The sequence below is a fragment of the Sphingobium amiense genome (genome assembly GCF_003967075.1).
Lineage (GTDB): Bacteria > Pseudomonadota > Alphaproteobacteria > Sphingomonadales > Sphingomonadaceae > Sphingobium > Sphingobium amiense.
Genome location: NZ_AP018665.1, coordinates 37,642 through 54,959 on the forward strand (window position 1 = coordinate 37,642; position 17,318 = coordinate 54,959).

Annotated in this window: 9 protein-coding genes and 1 pseudogene; 2 read left to right on the forward strand and 8 right to left on the reverse strand. The window is 63.6% G+C overall.

The window, feature by feature from the left end; all coding sequences use genetic code 11:
- Nucleotides 1-134 precede the first annotated feature (134 nt).
- Nucleotides 135-2,246: pseudogene (locus tag SAMIE_RS20470) on the reverse strand (Tn3 family transposase); the annotation flags it as partial.
- Nucleotides 2,247-2,368: 122 nt separating this feature from the next.
- On the opposite strand from SAMIE_RS20470, the gene SAMIE_RS20475 reads away from it, so the two are divergent.
- Nucleotides 2,369-5,278, forward strand: coding sequence for a Tn3 family transposase (locus tag SAMIE_RS20475; protein ID WP_006961814.1), 2,910 nt, complete (start codon nt 2,369-2,371; stop codon nt 5,276-5,278).
- Nucleotides 5,279-5,420: 142 nt separating this feature from the next.
- On the forward strand, nt 5,421-6,287 hold the full coding sequence (locus SAMIE_RS20480; RefSeq protein ID WP_006961816.1) for a recombinase family protein: 867 nt from the start codon (nt 5,421-5,423) through the stop codon (nt 6,285-6,287).
- Nucleotides 6,288-6,311: 24 nt separating this feature from the next.
- On the opposite strand, the gene SAMIE_RS23855 is transcribed toward SAMIE_RS20480, so the two are convergent.
- The 7 genes from SAMIE_RS23855 to SAMIE_RS20520 form a co-directional block, all read right to left on the reverse strand.
- Nucleotides 6,312-6,719 (reverse strand): nucleotidyl cyclase domain-containing protein, encoded by a 408-nt coding sequence (locus SAMIE_RS23855; protein WP_232037461.1) that lies wholly within the window; start codon nt 6,717-6,719, stop codon nt 6,312-6,314.
- Nucleotides 6,720-6,785: 66 nt separating this feature from the next.
- The gene (locus SAMIE_RS20495; protein ID WP_066701793.1) at nt 6,786-9,929 is read right to left on the reverse strand and encodes a response regulator; all 3,144 of its coding nucleotides are present in this window, start codon (nt 9,927-9,929) and stop codon (nt 6,786-6,788) included.
- Between the two features lie 222 nt (nt 9,930-10,151).
- Nucleotides 10,152-11,708, reverse strand: a complete 1,557-nt coding sequence (locus SAMIE_RS20500) for a phosphomannomutase (RefSeq protein WP_083952558.1) — start codon at nt 11,706-11,708, stop codon at nt 10,152-10,154.
- On the reverse strand, nt 11,689-13,038 hold the full coding sequence (locus SAMIE_RS20505; protein WP_066701770.1) for a glycoside hydrolase family 130 protein: 1,350 nt from the start codon (nt 13,036-13,038) through the stop codon (nt 11,689-11,691). Before SAMIE_RS20505 ends, SAMIE_RS20500 begins: the two co-directional genes overlap by 20 nt.
- The gene (locus SAMIE_RS20510) at nt 13,029-15,335 is read right to left on the reverse strand and encodes a glycosyltransferase family 4 protein (protein ID WP_066701769.1); all 2,307 of its coding nucleotides are present in this window, start codon (nt 15,333-15,335) and stop codon (nt 13,029-13,031) included. Before SAMIE_RS20510 ends, SAMIE_RS20505 begins: the two co-directional genes overlap by 10 nt.
- The gene (locus SAMIE_RS20515; protein ID WP_066701766.1) at nt 15,332-16,168 is read right to left on the reverse strand and encodes a class I mannose-6-phosphate isomerase; all 837 of its coding nucleotides are present in this window, start codon (nt 16,166-16,168) and stop codon (nt 15,332-15,334) included. The genes SAMIE_RS20510 and SAMIE_RS20515 overlap by 4 nt, the downstream gene beginning before the upstream one ends.
- A gap of 34 nt (nt 16,169-16,202) precedes the next feature.
- Nucleotides 16,203-17,279, reverse strand: coding sequence for a mannose-1-phosphate guanylyltransferase/mannose-6-phosphate isomerase (locus tag SAMIE_RS20520; RefSeq protein WP_066701764.1), 1,077 nt, complete (start codon nt 17,277-17,279; stop codon nt 16,203-16,205).
- Nucleotides 17,280-17,318: the final 39 nt, after the last annotated feature.

Sequence of the window (17,318 nt, forward strand, 5' to 3'; positions counted from 1 at the left end):
AGGCCTCTTGAATCTTGAATCTAAGAAGAATCTCTGAATCAGAACGCGAACGGTGAGTTTTGGGGTAGCCTGACTGTGGATAAGTCCGCGATACGCCGAACCCTCAGGGGGCGTTTGCGGGAGGGGGCGGAATCCTACGCTAAGGATTTGGGCCAGCGATATTCCCCGGTTAGATTGATGTGTTCCCATCCCAACGGCGAGACGTGGGCGAGTAGATCAGGCGCGATATGGGTACCGCTGGCGGCCCGGGTATTGACGACCTCGCCGAGCTTCATGGTGTTCCAGAATATGATGATGGCGGCGAGCAGGTTCATTCCGGCGATGCGATAGTGCTGGCCTTCGCCGGATCGATCCCGGATTTCACCTCGGCGGTGGAAGCTGATGGCGCGCTTTAGGGCGTGGTGGGCCTCACCCTTGTTGAGGCCGATCTGAGCCTGGCGCTGGAGGCCGGCATCAAGAATCCAGTCGATCATGAACAGGGTTCGCTCGATGCGGCCCACCTCTCGCAATGCGAGGGCCAGCTCATTCTGGCGCGGGTAAGAGGCGAGCTTGCGAAGAATCTGGCTGGGGGCGACGATCCCCGCTGCGATCGTCGCCATGATGCGCAGGATGTCGGGCCAGTTGCGCTCGATGAGCGGTTCATTGATCTTACCTCCGACCAGCGCTCGCACATTGGCCGGCGTCGCGTTGGGCGTGAAGGCATAGAGTCTTTTCTGAGGGAGATCGCGGATACGGGGGGCGAACCTGTAGCCGAGCAAGGCGCAGGCGGCGAACACATGATCGGTGAAGCCGCCCGTGTCGGCAAAATGCTGGCGAACGCGGCGGCCCGCGTCATTCATGAGCAGCCCGTCCAGGATATAGGGAGCCTCGCTGACCGTTGCCGGGATCACCTGGGTTGCGAACGGCGCATATTGATCGGACACATGGCTGTATCCCTTGAGGCCCGGGACGTTGCCATATTTCGCGTTGATCAGATTCATCGCCTCGCCCTGCTCGGTAGCAAGGAAGAACTGCCCGTCGCTGGATGCCGATTGCCCTTGTCCCCAGAAGGCGGCCATGGGCAGGGCGGCGTGGGCCTCCACGATCATGGCGAGCGCCCGATCATAGGCGCTGCCTTCGACATGCCAGCGCGCGATCCGCAGCAATTCCCAGAAGCTGTGCGTGTTGGTCGCCGCCGCCATCTTGCGCAAACCGAGATTGACGCCTTCCGCCAGCAACACGTTCATCAGGCCGATCCGGTCGCTGCAGGGCGCGCCGGTGCGCAGATGCGTGAACGCCTCGGAAAATCCGGTTCGCTCATCGACTTCCAGCAACAGATCGGTGATCCTCGCGGGCGGGAGCTGTTGATAGAGATCGAGCACGAGATCCTCGGCCCCTTCGGGCGTGTCGGCCCTCAGCTTGTCGATGTGCAGCTTGCCGTTCTCGATGATGCCGCCTGGGATCGTGCCGGTTCGCGCCGCGCGGCCAAACTCCTTCAGCCGTGTATCCAGTCGAGCCCTGCGCTCGGCCAGCCATTCGCCGGGTCGCAGCGGCACGGCGAGCCGCGCGGTCTGCTCTATCGCCTGTGGCGGGACCAGAAGCTGCTTGAGGTCGCCATAGCGGCGCGATCCCGCCAACCATATGTCACCGGACCGGAAGGCGTCGCGGATGTGGAACAGCACCGCGATTTCCCAAAGCCGGTGGTCGCCGCTGGGCTCAGCGCGAAGATGACGATGCCATTTCGAGTTGGGACGTAGAAAATCCACCGGCGGATCGACCTTGATCCCGTTACGCAGCATCGCAACGGCCGCCAGAAGAGGCGTGGCGATCGGCGCCGCCTGCATGTCGAGCAGGCGCAGCATCCTGGGCGCGTAGAGGCGGAAACGGTGATAGCCGTCCAGCACACGGCTGAGCGGGTCGGCCGCGAGCACGTTGGTCAGCGCGGAGGCCGTGGCGACAAGGGTTCTGAACCGTTCCCAGCCAGGCCCGGTGGCGATTATCCCGTCCAGGGCCGTGCCATCGTCCTGCGCTCCAAGCAAAGCACCACCGATTTCGGCAAAGGACTTCAGCGTGTCCCGAACGGCCGCCTTTTCGTCGGCGATCCTGGTGTTGCAAAGGCGTTCGGAGGCCCGATAGAGACGGCCTACGATGCGATCGTGGGTCTCCACGATGACATCGGCCAGCGATGACCGCCATTCCAGGGTGCAGACAGCGAGGATCGCAAGCCGCCTGTCTTCGGGCAGATCACGCATGCCGTCGGCGTAATAGGCCCAGTCGGCCCGAAGCTGCGATTTTGGTCATCTTGGAGAACACGTCGGGAACGGGCTGGTTGTTGTTGACGATCGCCCATGCGAGGAACGACGTTCCGCTCCGATAAGGGAGCGGCGTTATGAGCCTTGGCGTTTCGAGTGGGGATCTGATCGGCTCCTGGAGCCTGAGTTTTTCGGACATCGCGTTCGTGACCGGCAAAGCGGAGACGGCACGACTGGGATTGGCGGTTCAGCTTAGATTTTTCGCCGGGCATGGCTTCTTTGTGCCGGATCATGCGTCGATACCCTCCGACGGTGTCTTGTATCTGGCGGAGCAACTTGGTCTCGATGCCAAATCCGTGAACCACTATGATTTTTCCGGGCGCACCGCCCGCCGGCATTGCGCGGAGATTTTGCGGCATCTCGGGTTCCGCCGTATGACGCAGACGGATCGCAGGGCGTTGTCGAGGTGGATTTCCGACGATCTTTGTGCGGGCGGGCAGCCGATCAATGCCATGCTCGAGCATGTTTTCCTGTGGTGCCGCGACCGCCGTATCTATGGGCCGTCGCGCAAGGAGCTGGAACGCCTCGTCCGTTCGCAACGACACCTCTATCTGGAGGCCCTGTTGGCCCGAGTCCGCGATCGGCTTGCGCCGGATGCGGTCGCCTTGCTGGAAGCCTCGCTCGCCGATCCCGATGGCCCGACCGGCTTCAACACGATGAAGGGGGATGCAGGTCAGGCGACGCTCGAAAACATTCTTGGCGTGACCGCCAAACTCGCCTTTATCCAACGGCTTGCTCTTCCCCGAGATTTCCTATCGGTCACGGGCAAGGCATGGGTCGATCAGATCGTTCGCCGGGTTGCCGGCGAGAAAGCCTCGGAGATGCGCCGGCATGTACCGGCGCGCCAGCTCGGGCTCTATGCCGTTTATCTGATGGCGCGGGAAGCTCAGCTTACGGATGCGATGGTCGACCTGCTGATCGAGACGGTCCATAAGATCGGATCGCGCTCGAAACGCAAGGTGGTGGGCGATATCGCGAAAGACATCGAGCGGGTCTATGGCAAGGAGCGACTCCTGGTCGAGATTGCCAGCGCTTCGATCGACGATCCATCCGGGCGCATCTGCGATGTCATTTTCCCAATCGCCGGCAAGGACAAACTGGCGGCGATCATCAAGGAAAGCCAGGCAAAGGGCGCCTTGGATCGGCGGATCTACAAGGTGATGCGGAGGTCATGGGCCAATCATTATCGCCGTATGCTGCCAAGCCTGCTTTCGGCACTGGAGTTCCGGTCGAACAACGCCGTGTGGCGTCCGGTGCTGGCGGCCCTGGACTGGATCAGAAGCAAAGTGGATGATGGATGCCGCTACGTGCCGCCGCACGCAGTGCCGGTCGACGAGGTCATTCCGGCGAGATGGCGCAGTTCCGTCATTGATGAAGAGGGGCGCGTAAACCGGATCAGTTATGAGCTTTGTGTCCTCGCGCAACTGCGCGATCGCATCCGTTCTAAGGAAATCTGGGTTGTCGGGGCGGACCGATACCGCAATCCCGATGACGATCTTCCCAAGGACTTCGATGCGCGGCGAGAAGCATATTACACAGGATTGAACCTGACGGCGGATGCGCGTGCATTTTCAAGCGCCATCCGGGAAGAGCTTGCTCAGGAACTGTTGCTCCTCAATGCCAATATTCCCCGGAACGACAAGGTTCGGCTGCTGTGGCGCGGCGAGAACCGTATATCTCTCACCCCGTTCAAACCCTTGCCCGAACCCAGGGGTCTCGCCTCGATCAAGACCGAGATCGGCCAACGCTGGCCGATGACCGGGCTGCTCGACGTACTGAAGGAGGCTGCCCTTGATACGGGACTTCTCGAAGCGTTCGAAACATCGGCCTCGCGTGTTGCACTGCCGAAAACCGCGCTGGATCAACGTCTCCTGCTATGCCTCTACGGCCTGGGAACGAATGCCGGGCTCAAGCGGATCGCCGGCGCCACCCCCGATGTCAGCTATGAAGAGCTGCTGCATGTCCATCGCCGCTTCGTTCATGCCGCGGCGCTCAAGGAGGCGTGTGCCAGGGTTGCGAATGCGACCCTGGCAATCCGCAATGCTGCAGTCTGGGGGGACGCCGGCACGGCCTGTGCGTCAGATTCCACAAAGTTCGGAGCCTGGGATCGCAACCTGATGACGGAATGGCATGCGCGTTATGGTGGACGGGGCGTCATGATCTACTGGCATGTCGAACGACGCGCGACATGCGTCTATTCCCAGCTCAAGCGCTGCTCTTCCTCCGAGGTCGCCTCCATGATCGAGGGCGTGCTGCGCCATTGCACCGACATGGAAATCCAGCGACAATATGTTGATAGTCATGGCCAAAGCGCGGTTGGCTTTGCATTTTGCCGGCTTCTCGGATTTGAGCTTGCACCCCGCCTGAAAGCGATCGCTCGCCAGAAGCTGGCTCTTCCCGATGTCGGCATGCGAACGCGGCTTCCCCACTTGCAGCCGATCCTCTCCAGTCCGATCAACTGGGATGAGATCGAGCAGCAATATGACGAGATGGTCAAATATGCAGCCGCGATGCAGACAAAAACCGCCGACCCGGAGGCGATCCTGCGCCGGTTTAGCCGCTCCGAGGTGATGCACCCGACCTACAAGGCGTTGAGTGAGCTGGGCCGCGCGGTCAAGACGATCTTCCTGTGCCGGTATCTGCGCGAGGAGTCCTTCCGCCGCGAAATTCATGAAGGCCTGAATGTCGTTGAAAACTGGAACAGTGCCAATGGGTTCGTTTTCTTCGGCAAGGGCGGCGAGATCGCCACTAACCGCATCGATGAGCAGCAGCTCTCGGTCCTGGCGCTACATTTGCTGCAAGCGTCGCTTGTCTATGTGAACACCCGAATGCTTCAGAGCGTGCTGGTGGAACCGAAATGGACGGGCCGGATGACGCCGGATGATTATCGCGGCCTCACACCGCTGATTTACAGCCACGTCAATCCTTATGGCCGCTTCGACCTCGATCTGAATAGCCGGATCGATTTTGGGCGGCTTGCTGCCTGACCGGGGCCTTTCCGCTCGCACCATTTGGGTGCACCCGAACGTGACGATCGGAAGTGACATATACGACATGTCACAAAAGGGTGGTTCCGTCACCAATGTTACTGTACGAGGGCAAAGCCACCCTAATGTGACGGATTTGCCCATGACCCGCGTCGGCTACGCCCGCGTCAGCACCATCGACCAGGATCTCGACATCCAGGTTGCCCGGTTGAAGGCAGCGGGCTGTGAAATCCTCCGCTCCGAAACAGGCTCGGGCGCATCGCGCACTGGACGCACGGAGCTTGAGACGATCATGCAGTTCCTGCGCGCCGATGACGAACTCGTCGTCCTGCGTCTCGATCGGCTCGGTCGCTCCACACGCGATGTTCTCAATCTGGTTCATGAACTCGACCAGAAGGGAGCCTCATTGCGGGTGCTTGAGCCGGAGGTGACGACGGCCGGAAGCATGGGGCGGATGGTGATCACCATTCTGGGCATGGTCGCGGACATGGAACTGACGTTCATCAAGGACCGGCAGCGCGCCGGGATCGAGGCGGCGCGCGCCGAAGGCGTCTACAAAGGCCGGAAGAAAAACATCGATGACGATGAAATCCGACGCCGGATCACCGCCGGCGCGAGCAAGGCCAGCGTCGCGCGCGACCTCAAGATCTCAAGAATGACCGTCTATCGGGCGCTTGACGTCATTCCTTCAAGGATCGGGCTGCCGGAAAAGCCGCCTTCTGTCACCATCGCCCTGCATCTGACCATCGAGAACTTCAACAAGCATGGTCGTGGCAGAAAGCCCGCTCGCGAGCGCATTGAGGCGATGCTGGAGCGGGATTACCAGATGCAAAAGACCGGGAACTGCGATTACACGCTGACCGTCGCCTATGATCAGGGTGCCGATGGCGTCAGCCTCGATGATGAGATCGCATCTCTCCAGACAGAGATGTTCAACATCGCAGAGAGCTACAGGTGCTCGATCGAGACCGATGTTTACGAGATTGGAGGACAAGAGCGAGCCTGGTAGATCGCCATGTTCAATCTTTGTTCTTCAACATGGCCAAAATCGCAGCTTCGGGCCGACTGGGCCAATCAACACGGCGATCCTGGCGCCGTTCGAAGGCAATGTCGGCATCGGTTTCGCGGTTCCCGCGTCGGTGGTCCGGGACGTCCTGCGGCAAGCGCGCTCCTGACCTTTTAGCGAGCGGTGCCCGGCTTGGGCGCGACGCGGATCTGATTGCGGCCCCCGGTCATTGGCCGCATAAAGCGCCTCGTCGGCGGCCTTGAGCGCAGTGCGCGGGTCGGGATGATCGAAGACGTCAGCCACGCTCGCCGAGAAGGTAATCTGGCCGAAGGGCTCGTCATTGTGCCGGTTGACCAGACGCCGCTCGGCGAGGCTCTCGCGCAGCCGGTCAAGGCGCTCCTTGGCTCCGGTAAGGGTGCATCCCCTGAAGAGCATCACAAATTCCTCGCCGCCATGGCGTGAGATGTGGCATTTGTCGTCCGATGACTCCCCGCTATCCCGCTATGCGGGATCACTCTTCGCTGGGTCGAGGGAGATCGCCGACACCACACGGCGCAGATCCTCCTGACTGTAAGGCTTGAGCAGGATTGCGGCATCGGGAAATTCGGTGGATGAAATGCCGCTGCCATCGCCGCTGGCGAAAATGATCGCTGGCGCGGGGACACGCGCCTTGACGGTCCTGGCAAGGTCGATGCCGGACGCCTTGGGCAAGCCGACATCGGTCAGGACAAGGTCGACCTCGTTTTGCCCCAGCAGCGCTTCGGCAGCTTCGGCGTCCTCGGCTTCCAGGACGGCATGGCCAAGATCGGCGAGCATGTCCGCGGTGTTGAAGCGGATCAGTCCGTCGTCTTCGACAAGGAGGATACGGAGGGTGCGGGCCTCCCGCACGGGCTGGGACGCCGGCGAGGGCGATGGCTCCGGTGCGTTTCCGCCGCCCTTCGCGATCAATCGGTGCTGTGCTTCGTTGGCCAGCACGTGGCGGACTTTGCGGGCAAGCGCTTCGCGCGTGTAGGGCTTGGAAAGAAGCTCGACCCCCGGATCGAGCCGGCCATGATGCACGATCGCGTTCTCAGTATAGCCCGAGGTGAAGAGCACCGCGAGGTTCGGCAGCCGTTCCTTCGCTCGGCGCGCAAGTTCGGGACTACGCAGCGGGCCGGGCATGACGACGTCAGTGAAGAGAAGATCCATCGGCACGCCACTCTCGATGACGGTGAGCGCGCTTTGCGCGTCGCGCGCCTTCAGCACCCGGTATCCAAGTTCGGACAGCAGGCAGACGGCGGTCTCGCGGACGGCATCGTCGTCCTCCACCACGAGGACCGTCTCGGAGCCGCCCCGCACCGGTCCCGTGCTCGTATCGGTGAGTATGTCTTCCCGGGCAGTCTCGCGGCGCAGGTAGAGCTTGATTGTCGTGCCCTCACCCACCTCGCTGTAGATCTTGATATGGCCACCCGACTGCTTGACGAGGCCATGGACCATTGAAAGACCAAGCCCCGTCCCCTTGCCTTCCGGCTTGGTACTGAAAAATGGTTCGAAGACCTGGTCGATGATTTCCGGCGCCATGCCTGTGCCGGTATCAGTAACGGCCACCATCACATATTGCCCGGCGGTGACTTCGTCGTGCTGGCGGGCATAGTCATCATCGAGCCAGGCGTTGGCCGCCTCGATCGTCAGGCGGCCGCCATCCGGCATGGCATCTCGCGCATTGATCGCCAGATTGAGGATGGCGTTTTCGATCTGACCCGGATCCACGAGGCAGTTCCACAATCCGCCGCTCACGATGGTCTCGATCTCGACATCCTCGCCGATGACCCGGCGCAGGAGATCGTCCATATTGTTGATGAGGCGGCCCAAATTGACCACCTTGGGCTCGAGCGGTTGTCTGCGGCCGAAGGCGAGGAGCTGCGAGGCGAGCTTCGCGCCGCGCGAGACGCCTGCCAACGCATTCTGCACACGCTGCTCGGCGCGCTCATTTCCTGCAATGTCGCGCGACAGCAGCTGGAGGTTTCCGCTCACCACCTGCAGCAGATTGTTGAAATCATGTGCAACGCCGCCCGTCAGCTTGCCGAGCGCTTCGAGCTTCTGCGACTGGCGCAGCGCCGCTTCGGCAGCCTCGCGGTCCAGCGTTTCGCGCTGCAGCCGGCCAAGGGCCGTGCCGAGTTCTTCAGTGCGCTGCTCGACCCTGTGTTCGAGCGTCTCGTTGAGATTGTGGAGCTGGTCCTCCGCGCGCTTCTGATGCGTCACGTCGTAGCCGTCGACAAAGATGCCCGAGACACTGCCGTCCGGCTCGACGATCGGCTGATAGATGAGGTTCACGAAGCGGGTCTCGAGCGGCCCCTCCGGCGTGCGCTGGAGATGGGCTTCGAGATTGCGGCCCACAAAGGGCTCGCCGGTCTGGTACACCCTGTCCAGCAGCTCGATGAAACCCTGCCCGGCTATTTCAGGAAGCCCGTCGCGAAGGGGCATGCCGACCACATCGCGATGGCCGACAAGTTGCTGATAGGCGTCGTTGACCATGTCGAAGACATGGTCAGGGCCCTTCAAGATGCACATGAAGCTCGGGGCTTGGCGGAAGAGCCGGCGAATGCGATCGCGCTCCTGCGTTCGCAGTTCCACCTCCGAGATCAGCTGGCGGTTCGCCTGTTCGAGGACGCGCGAGGCTTCCTCGCGCATCGTGGCGACTTCCGCCAGCGCCGCCGCGCGCTCACGTTCCGCTTCGAAGGCATAGCTGCTCGTCAGGCCTGCGGTGATCTGGCCGGCAAGCAATTCGAGGAAACTCAGATATTGCTCACCGGCGGGACGATATGGATTGAGGCCGACCACGAGGGCGCCCAGTGGCCGGTCGTTCCCGCGATCGACCAGGGGAACGACGGCGCTCTTGGTGGGCGGACGGTCCCAGGATCCGGTTGGGAGATCGGCGTGCGTCCATTCGTCGATTAGGGGAGCGGTCCAATCGAGCTGAACCCGCTTGACCCCCCAGGGACCTTCCGCCGCACCTGCTGCATGCGCGCAGGGGTGATCGGGATCCATCCCCGCGCAGTTGCGCGCCAGGACAGGGGCGCCCGTTTCGTCGAAAAGGTAGACAAGCGCAAAGGGCATGTCGCGATCGTTGCGCGCGAGCTCCGCCTCGACAGCGTCGAGCACGGCCTCATGCCCTTGGGCGCCTGCAAGGGCCAACGCGAGCTGGCGCAGCGATTCCAGCCGCCGTTCGCTGATGACCCGGTCGGTCTCCTCACTGACCGCGCAAAACACGCCCTCGACCGTCCCCCGGTCGCCCAGGAGGGGGCTGTAGGAAAAGGTGTGATAGGTCTCCTCGGGATATCCCGCGCGCTCCAGGATGAGCAGAAGAGCGCGGTCCCAGGTCGCCTCGCCCTTCTGGTAGACCGTTTCGAGACGTCCTTTGATGTCGTCCCAGATCTCGGCCCACAGCTCGCGCGTCGGCATGGCAATAGAGCGCGGGTGTTTGTTGCCCAGTGTCGGCCGGTAGGCGTCGTTGTAGAAGAAATGGATGTCGGGCCCCCAACCGAGCCACATTTCGAATTTCGACGTCAGCAACAGGCGCAACGCGACCTTGAGCCCGTCGGGCCAGTGTTGCGGAGAACCAAGCGGCGTTGCGGTCCAATCATGGACACGCAGCAGCCGGGCCATCTCGCTGTCCCCCACAAATATGTCTTCATAGGTGTCAGGTATTTTTATGTTTTCGGTCAAGCGCGGCTCCAGACTGTTCATACGGAGTTACGCCCGGAAGGTCATGGTAGCCAGCAGCATCTTCGCAGCCTGCTCTCACGGTCGCTGTCTTACAGGCGCACGCCCGCCTCGCGCTCCATGATCATCGCGATGAAAGGCAAACTGATGCCGCCGGCTTTGCTTTCAATCTGGATGAGAAAGAGGCAACAATTCGTCGCGAAGGATGATCAGCGCGCACCGGCTCAGGTCCTCCGCGGCAGCAGCGGTCGTCGCCTCGGTGTAGCAGCGCAGTTCCGGCGCATTGCCCGACGCGCGCAGATGGATGACGACGCCGCGGTCGAATGTCACGCGCAGACCATCGGTGGTGTCGATCTCCACCACCTGGCCGCCAATCGTACCGAAACAGGTTTCGATGCGCGCCCGTTGCTCCTCGGCTGATCCCTCCCTGAGCCAGCCCAGAAGCGCCGCGCTTTGCGCCGGAGCCACATCCGGGAGGCGGTCGCTATGGGTCGCGCGCTGCGGCAGGCTCGCGACCAGTTCCGCGACGCTGCTTCGCCTGGCGGCCGCGAGTACCGAAACGATCGGCAAGACAGCGTCGCGCGTGGGAAGGGCATCCAGCGGATGGTCACCGTCGAGCACCGTCGAGCCGAGCAGGACGCTGCCATTGGCCTCATAACCGCAGACGATCGCGCCCGGGTCGGCCGCGATCTCCTCCTGCATGGCGGCGATCACATAGGGTGAACCGATCCGCGTCCGCCGAACCGCGACAAACGCGCCTGAAAGCTCGGCCGCGCTATTGCTGCTCACCGGGGTCACGACGCGGTCCGCGCCAAGCGCGCGAGCGCACAGCAGGGCGGTGATATCACCGCGAAGCCAAGTCCCCTGCGCGTCGGCGACGAGCGGCCGGTCCGAGTCCCCGTCCGTCGACACGATCGCATCGACCGTGTGGTCGTTCGCCCACGCGTGCGCCAGAATGATGTCCTCATCGCGAATGGCTTCGGTGTCGACCGGCACAAAGCTTTCGGATCGGCCGAATGGCAGCACGATGGCGCCGAGCGCCTCGAGCACGCTCACCAGGACGTCCTGCCCCACCGCGGAATGTTGGTAGACCCCGACTGTCACGCCCTTGAGTGCGTCCGCGCCGAAGAAGCCGACGTACCGATCGCGATAGGCGCTTGTGATCTCGACGGTCGGAGGCAGCGGTTCAGCGCTCAGGAGCGTGCCCGACGCATCGAAAAGGCTGTCGTCGGGTGAGACCCGCTGCTCGAGCATGCCGGCCTCGTCCGACTTGAGGACCTCGCCTGTCGGCCGGTAGAATTTGATCCCGTTACGATCAGCCGGAATATGGCTTCCCGTCACCATGATCGAGGGCATCTTGCGGCCCAGCGCGTAATAGGCCAGCGCCGGCGTCGGCACGAGCCCGCAGTTCACCAACACGCCGCCGGCGGCGCGGACCGCCGCCGCACAGGCCTGCACGATCCGCGGTGTGCTGGGACGCAGATCGCCGGCCAGCGCCACGGGCTGGCCCGGGGCAAACTCATCGATCGATCGCAAATACTGGAGGAATGCGCTGGTATAGGCAAAACAGAGCGCGTCGGTCATGGCCGAGACGGGTCCCCTGACGCCGCTCGTGCCAAAAGGAACACCGCTTTGCGCCATCAGGGTGCGCACGCTTTTGAGAGCGGCACCCTCGCTCGGCGGGGAGTCATCTACCTTCATGTCATTCGGCAATGCGTTCATGGCCCCGCCACTCCAGTTCGTTGTCATTGAGCAAATCCATGCTGTCGGGCGCGCGCAGCGCGGCGAGCAGATCGGCTATCTCGATCCTGGCAAAGCTTACCGACGTATCGGCAACGCCATAGGGCATGAACAGCCTTCCGCCATGCGCGATCGCCCCGCATGTATAGACGACATTAGGAACATAGCCTTCCCGGTCCTCATCGGAAGGCGACAGGAGTGGCACCGCCGAGCGGCCGATGACCCGCGAGGGATCATCCTTGTCCAGCAGCACCGCGCCAATGGCATATTTGCGCATCGCGCCCACGCCGTGGGTGAGGACGAGCCAACCTTCCTCAAGCTCAATCGGCGCGCCGCAATTGCCCATCTGAACCAGTTCCCAAGGATAATGCGGTCCCAGAATCCGCTCGCCTTCCTCCCAGTGATGCAGATCGGGCGAGCGCAACAGGAACAGGCTTTCATTGTCCTGCCGGCCGATCATCAGATAATCGCCGCCGAACCGGCGGGGGAACAGAGCCATGCCCTTGTTCCGCGCCGCCGGACCCGTCAGCGTCTGCAATGCAAAGGTTTCGAAATCGCGGGTGACGAAAAGCTCCGAGGCGATCGCCGCGCCGCTATAGGCGGTATAGGTGCCGTAATAGCAGGTCGATGCGTCGTCATCGGTGAAGCGCACCAGGCGAAGATCCTCGAGCCCGTTGCGCTGGGCGGGCGTTGCGGGAAAGAGCACGGTCTCATCGAGCCGCATCCCCTCGACGTGCCGAGTGAAGCGGACTTCACCGCCAGGCCCGGTCTCGGGCCGCGCGGCAATCGCGAAATCGGGTTCCGGCGCCATCTCGATCGTGCCGCACGGTAGGATTAGGCCCTCGCGAAAGGTGATCGAGGAGATATGCCCCTCGCCTACCGCCCGCAGCGACAGGACGAAACGCAAGCCGCCCTCCGGTACGCCAGTCTGGTCAGGATGCGGCACGATGCTGGGGTTCATCACCGCCGCTGCGCCAAACGAATATTCATGGCAGAAATAGGCGCCGATCAACTGGCGAACCGAGGGCGATAGACTGTCTGCCAGCTCCACCTCGCGCGCGACCTGCTCGAAGCGCTCTTCGAACACCCTGCGGATTTCGCGGTGGCGGTTCCCGAAATCGGCGAGGATGACGGCCAGTTCCCGGTCCACCGTCGCGCCCTCCATGGCGCGCACACCATTGATGATGCGATGCATGCGCTCATTCTGGACGGGGCTGAGATCGCGTGGTTCAGGCGCGATCTGCAAGGGCCGGACGACCACCCGCGCCGGGTTGGGCCGCAGCCGCAAGGGAATCGACTGGATCAGCGACATGCAGCGACGCTCCCCTCCTCCTGTCCCTCTTCCCGGTTCTGCGACCCGTCGCTCCTGGCCCTCAGTCGGCGCACACCAAGCGCTGCAAACTGCCAGGCGAGAATGGATTCGGCGCCCTGGTTGAGGTTGACCCGATCGACCTGCAGGCCGTCGAAACAGCCGCCGTCGGGCAAGGCCAGTCGCAGACCCAGATCGTTGGCGCCCAGATACCAGGCATAGGCGGTCTCGACATGGGTGAGCCATTGGGCGTCGCCGGTCGTCTCGAACGCCAGGGCGCAAGCCTCGATCGTGGCCCAGGCTTCAAGCGGCTGCTGGTCGAACGCCTGCGGCGTTTCATGGGGGAGCCCGAAGCTCTCTGTCCCGATCGGACGGAAATGGCCTTCCTTCGCGGTTTGGCGCTCGGCTAGCCACGCAAGCGCCTCGATCGCTTCATCGACCATATCGGGGCGCGCGAGCGCACGGCCCGCGCGCAGCAGCGCTTCGGGGAGGCGCGCATTGTCATAGGCCAGCACCGGCTCGAACCAGATCCAGTCGTCCCGGCGATTGGCGCGCAGCAGTTCCAGCAGGCGGACCGAGAAGGTCTCCATCAGCAAACGGGCGGGACGATGGCCGGGATAGACCGCCAAGAACGCGGCAAGCCCGGAAGTCGCGAAAGCCTGGGCGCGCGGGCTCTGCAGAAAGCTGCTCGCCGGAATAACCTTGTCGGCGAGCGCCGTGGCCCAGAGCTTGAGACCATGGTCATCGGTTGCCTGCGCGGTCCGACCCAGCGCCCAGAGTCCGCGGCCGAAGCTGTCCTGCGACCCTTCCGTCTCGAGCCAGTCCCGATCATAGCCCATGAAGTTGCGGAAGCGGCCCGCATCCTCGTCCCAGGCGAAATCGACAAAGGACGCGTAGATGTTGGCAAGGCGTGCTGCGCGCGGCGTATCCAGCCCTTCCAGGGCAAATTCGCTTGCGAGCATCAGCGCCCGGGCATTATCGTCCAGACAATAGCCGTGTCGGCGGTCCGGCACCTTGGAGCGGCTATGCTGCAGCATGCCGCAACCATCCGTCATGCGATCGATAGCATCGAGCGAAGGCTCTGGCGCCGGCGTGACGGACGGGCGCAAACCGACGAGCGTGGTCGCCAGGGGAGAGCCCAGCCGGGCCTGGGCGAAGAGCGACAGATAGCTGCCGCCGACCACCGGCCATGTCATGGCGCGCCCCGCCTGGTAGGCGCTACGCCGTAATTCGTCGCGGCGCCGACCGTCACCCAGCAGGTCGCCCACCGCCTTCGCCAGGGCGTCCGGCGAGGCGAAGGGAACCAGCACGCCGCATCCGTCGGACAAAAGTTCCTGTGCGTGCCAGTAGGGCGTCGATACGACCGCCTTACCGAGCCCCACGCTGTAGGAGAGCGTGCCGCTCGTGATCTGCGCTTCGGTCAGATAGGGAGTGACGTAGATGTCGCAGGCCGACAGCCAGGCTTGCAGGGTGTGCGTATCGACATATTCGTTGACGAAACGGACGTTGCGCTCGAGCCCGAGCGCGCTGACCTGCCGGGCAAGGTCCTCGCGATAGGCTTCGCCCTCGCGGGCCACCAGATGCGGATGGGTTGCGCCGAGCACCACATAGATGAGATCGGGATGATCGCGCACCAGCTGCGGCAGCGCCGAGATCATCACCTCGATGCCCTTGTTGGGCGAGAGCAGGCCGAAGGTGAGCGCCACGCGCCGCCCGTCGAGCCCGAAGCGGTGCTTTTCGAAAGCCGGGTCGAGGAACGGCATATCGGGAATGCCATGGGGAATCACCACGATCTTGTTCGCCGGGACGCCCATGTCGCGGGCAAGGATGGTGCGACCCATCTCAGTCATGACGATGATCCGCGAGGAGGCCTGCGCCAGCGCGTCCATCACGCGTCGCTGGTCCGCCGTGGGATCGGTCAGCACGGTGTGCAGCGTGGTCACGATCGGCGCACGCAGTCTGTCGACGAGGGAAAGGAGATGGTCGCCCGCCTCGCCCCCGAAGATCCCGAACTCGTGCTGAAGGCATACGATGTCGGGATTGAGCGCGTTAATATGCTCCGCCGCCGCAACATAGTCGGAGAGATTATCCTGCGCGATCTCATAGCCGACTTCGCGGGGATAATCGTGATGCACGCCGGGGTCGTTGAGCGCGATCGTCGAGATGGTGAGATCCGGATCGCCGGCTTTCAGCGCGGCGTGCAGATCCGCCGTGAAAGTTGCTATACCGCAGCGGCGCGGGGGGAAATTGCCGATGAGTGCGACATGGCGCACCGGCGGCGGCGTCAGATCGATAGTCATGGCAACAGATCTCCTTCAGCAAGTGTGGACCGAGCGGAGCGGGGCTCGGCGAGAACGAGGCGGGCGGGCGTGTCGGCATGCAGCGCGACCGGTCCGTGCGTGAGCCAGCATTGGTTGGCCGCGAAGGGCCGGCCGGCTATCGTGCCCTCGCCCGACAGGACGGCCAGACAGGCGCGCTCGGGCACGAGGACGACCTGGCCGCCCGGGTTGAGGGCGAACTGCGAGAGAGCGAAGGGCGCGCCTGCGCCGGGCAAGGCTTCCACCGGCTCGACCTCGGTGCGCGCTTCGAACAGGGCCTGGGCGAGGTGAAGCTCGCGCGGTCGCCCATAATCGAAGAGGCGATAGGTCACATCGCTGTGCTCCTGGACCTCGAGGACGGTGAGGCCGGGCCCGAGCGCATGGATCGTCCCGGCTCTGATGTAGAAGCTGTCCCCTGCCCGCGGACGAATTCGCCGAAGCAGCGAGGGTAGCGTTCCGTCGCGGGCCGCTTGGGCGATCGCCTGACGCGAAGCGGGCGCCTCGAGCCCGAGATCGAGATAGGCGCCCGGGAGCGCCTCGGTGACATGCCACCATTCATGCTTGCGGCCGGGCCCCTGTGGATGGACCTGGACCGACAGCGGCTCGCTCGTCTGCAGCCATTTGATCGTCAGGCCCGCATCCGGCGCTTCGAAGATCATTTCGCCCAGCGGCTGCGCCTCGTCCGGCGCCGGCAGGCCGTCGCGCCGGCCCCAGGGCTTGGCGACATAGCGGGGCGTCAGCCTTTCCGCCCAGCCCCCGGCCTCGGGGGCGGTGTCGGCTGGCTCTTCGCGTTCCAGACAGGTTTCTATCAGCATCGATCGGTTCTCCCAGGGATGATGCGTTTGAGGGTCAGGATGCCGTGGCGGCCTCGCGGGTGGCGGAAGGGCTCTCCTGTCCGGCAAGGCGCCGAACGTCCTGCGAACGCCCGCGCGGCGCGATTAGCACCGTGTCGCCGGTGGCTACGACGATGAGGTCGGAAACGCCGATCGCGGCGATGCGTGGCCCGGTGCTCTTGAACAGGCAGTTCCGGCTGTCGAGCGCCTTTACCTCGCCCTCCGAGAGATTGTCGGCTTCGTCGCGGCTGCCAATCGCATGAAGCGCATCCCAGCTGCCCAGATCCGACCATCCCATCGCCGTCGGCACGACGGCGACACGCGCGGCTTTTTCCAGGACGGCGTAGTCAATCGAGTCCGCGGGAATGGCGGCAAAGGCGTCAGCGTCGGGATCGATGCGCCGGCCTTCCCGCGTTGCCGACGCCAGCGCGGCCTCGACAGCAGTCAGCATTGCCGGGGCATGCAGGCGCATGGCCTCGAGAAAGGCATCGGCGCGCAGGAGGAATATGCCGGCTTTCCAGCAGTGACCGCCTTCAGCGATCATCCGGGCAGCGCGGTCGCTATCGGGCTTCTCGACGAAGCGATCGACCTGATGAACGCCTTGGCAGATCGCTTCGCCGCAGCGGATGTAGCCATAGCCCGTCTCGGGATGGTCCGGCGTGATGCCGAAGGTGACGAGCCATCCGGCGGCCGCCTGCGGCGCCGCGCGTTCTATCGCGGCGGCGAAAGCTGGCACATCGGCGATGACATGATCGCTGGGCATAACAAGGAGCAGCGCGTCCGGACTGGGCGCCTCGAGCGCCGCCATCGCGATAGCAGGCGCCGTATTGCGACCGACGGGCTCGAAGATGAGCCGGGCGGGCATGCAGTGGATGGCGCGCAATTGCTCGCCGAGCAGCGCGTCGTGACCGCGATTGGCGATCAGGATCGGTGCCTGGACAAGGCCTGCGGCGCGAGCACGCCGAACTGTCTGCTGGAGCAGGCTCTCCTCGCCGGCGAGCGCAATGAATTGCTTGGGGCTGGCCGCGGTCGAAATCGGCCAGAGGCGCGTACCGGACCCGCCGGACAGGATAACAGGAATAATCGAGCGCATATCCGAGCCACTTTTCCTGGGCAGCACGCACGAGGAGGC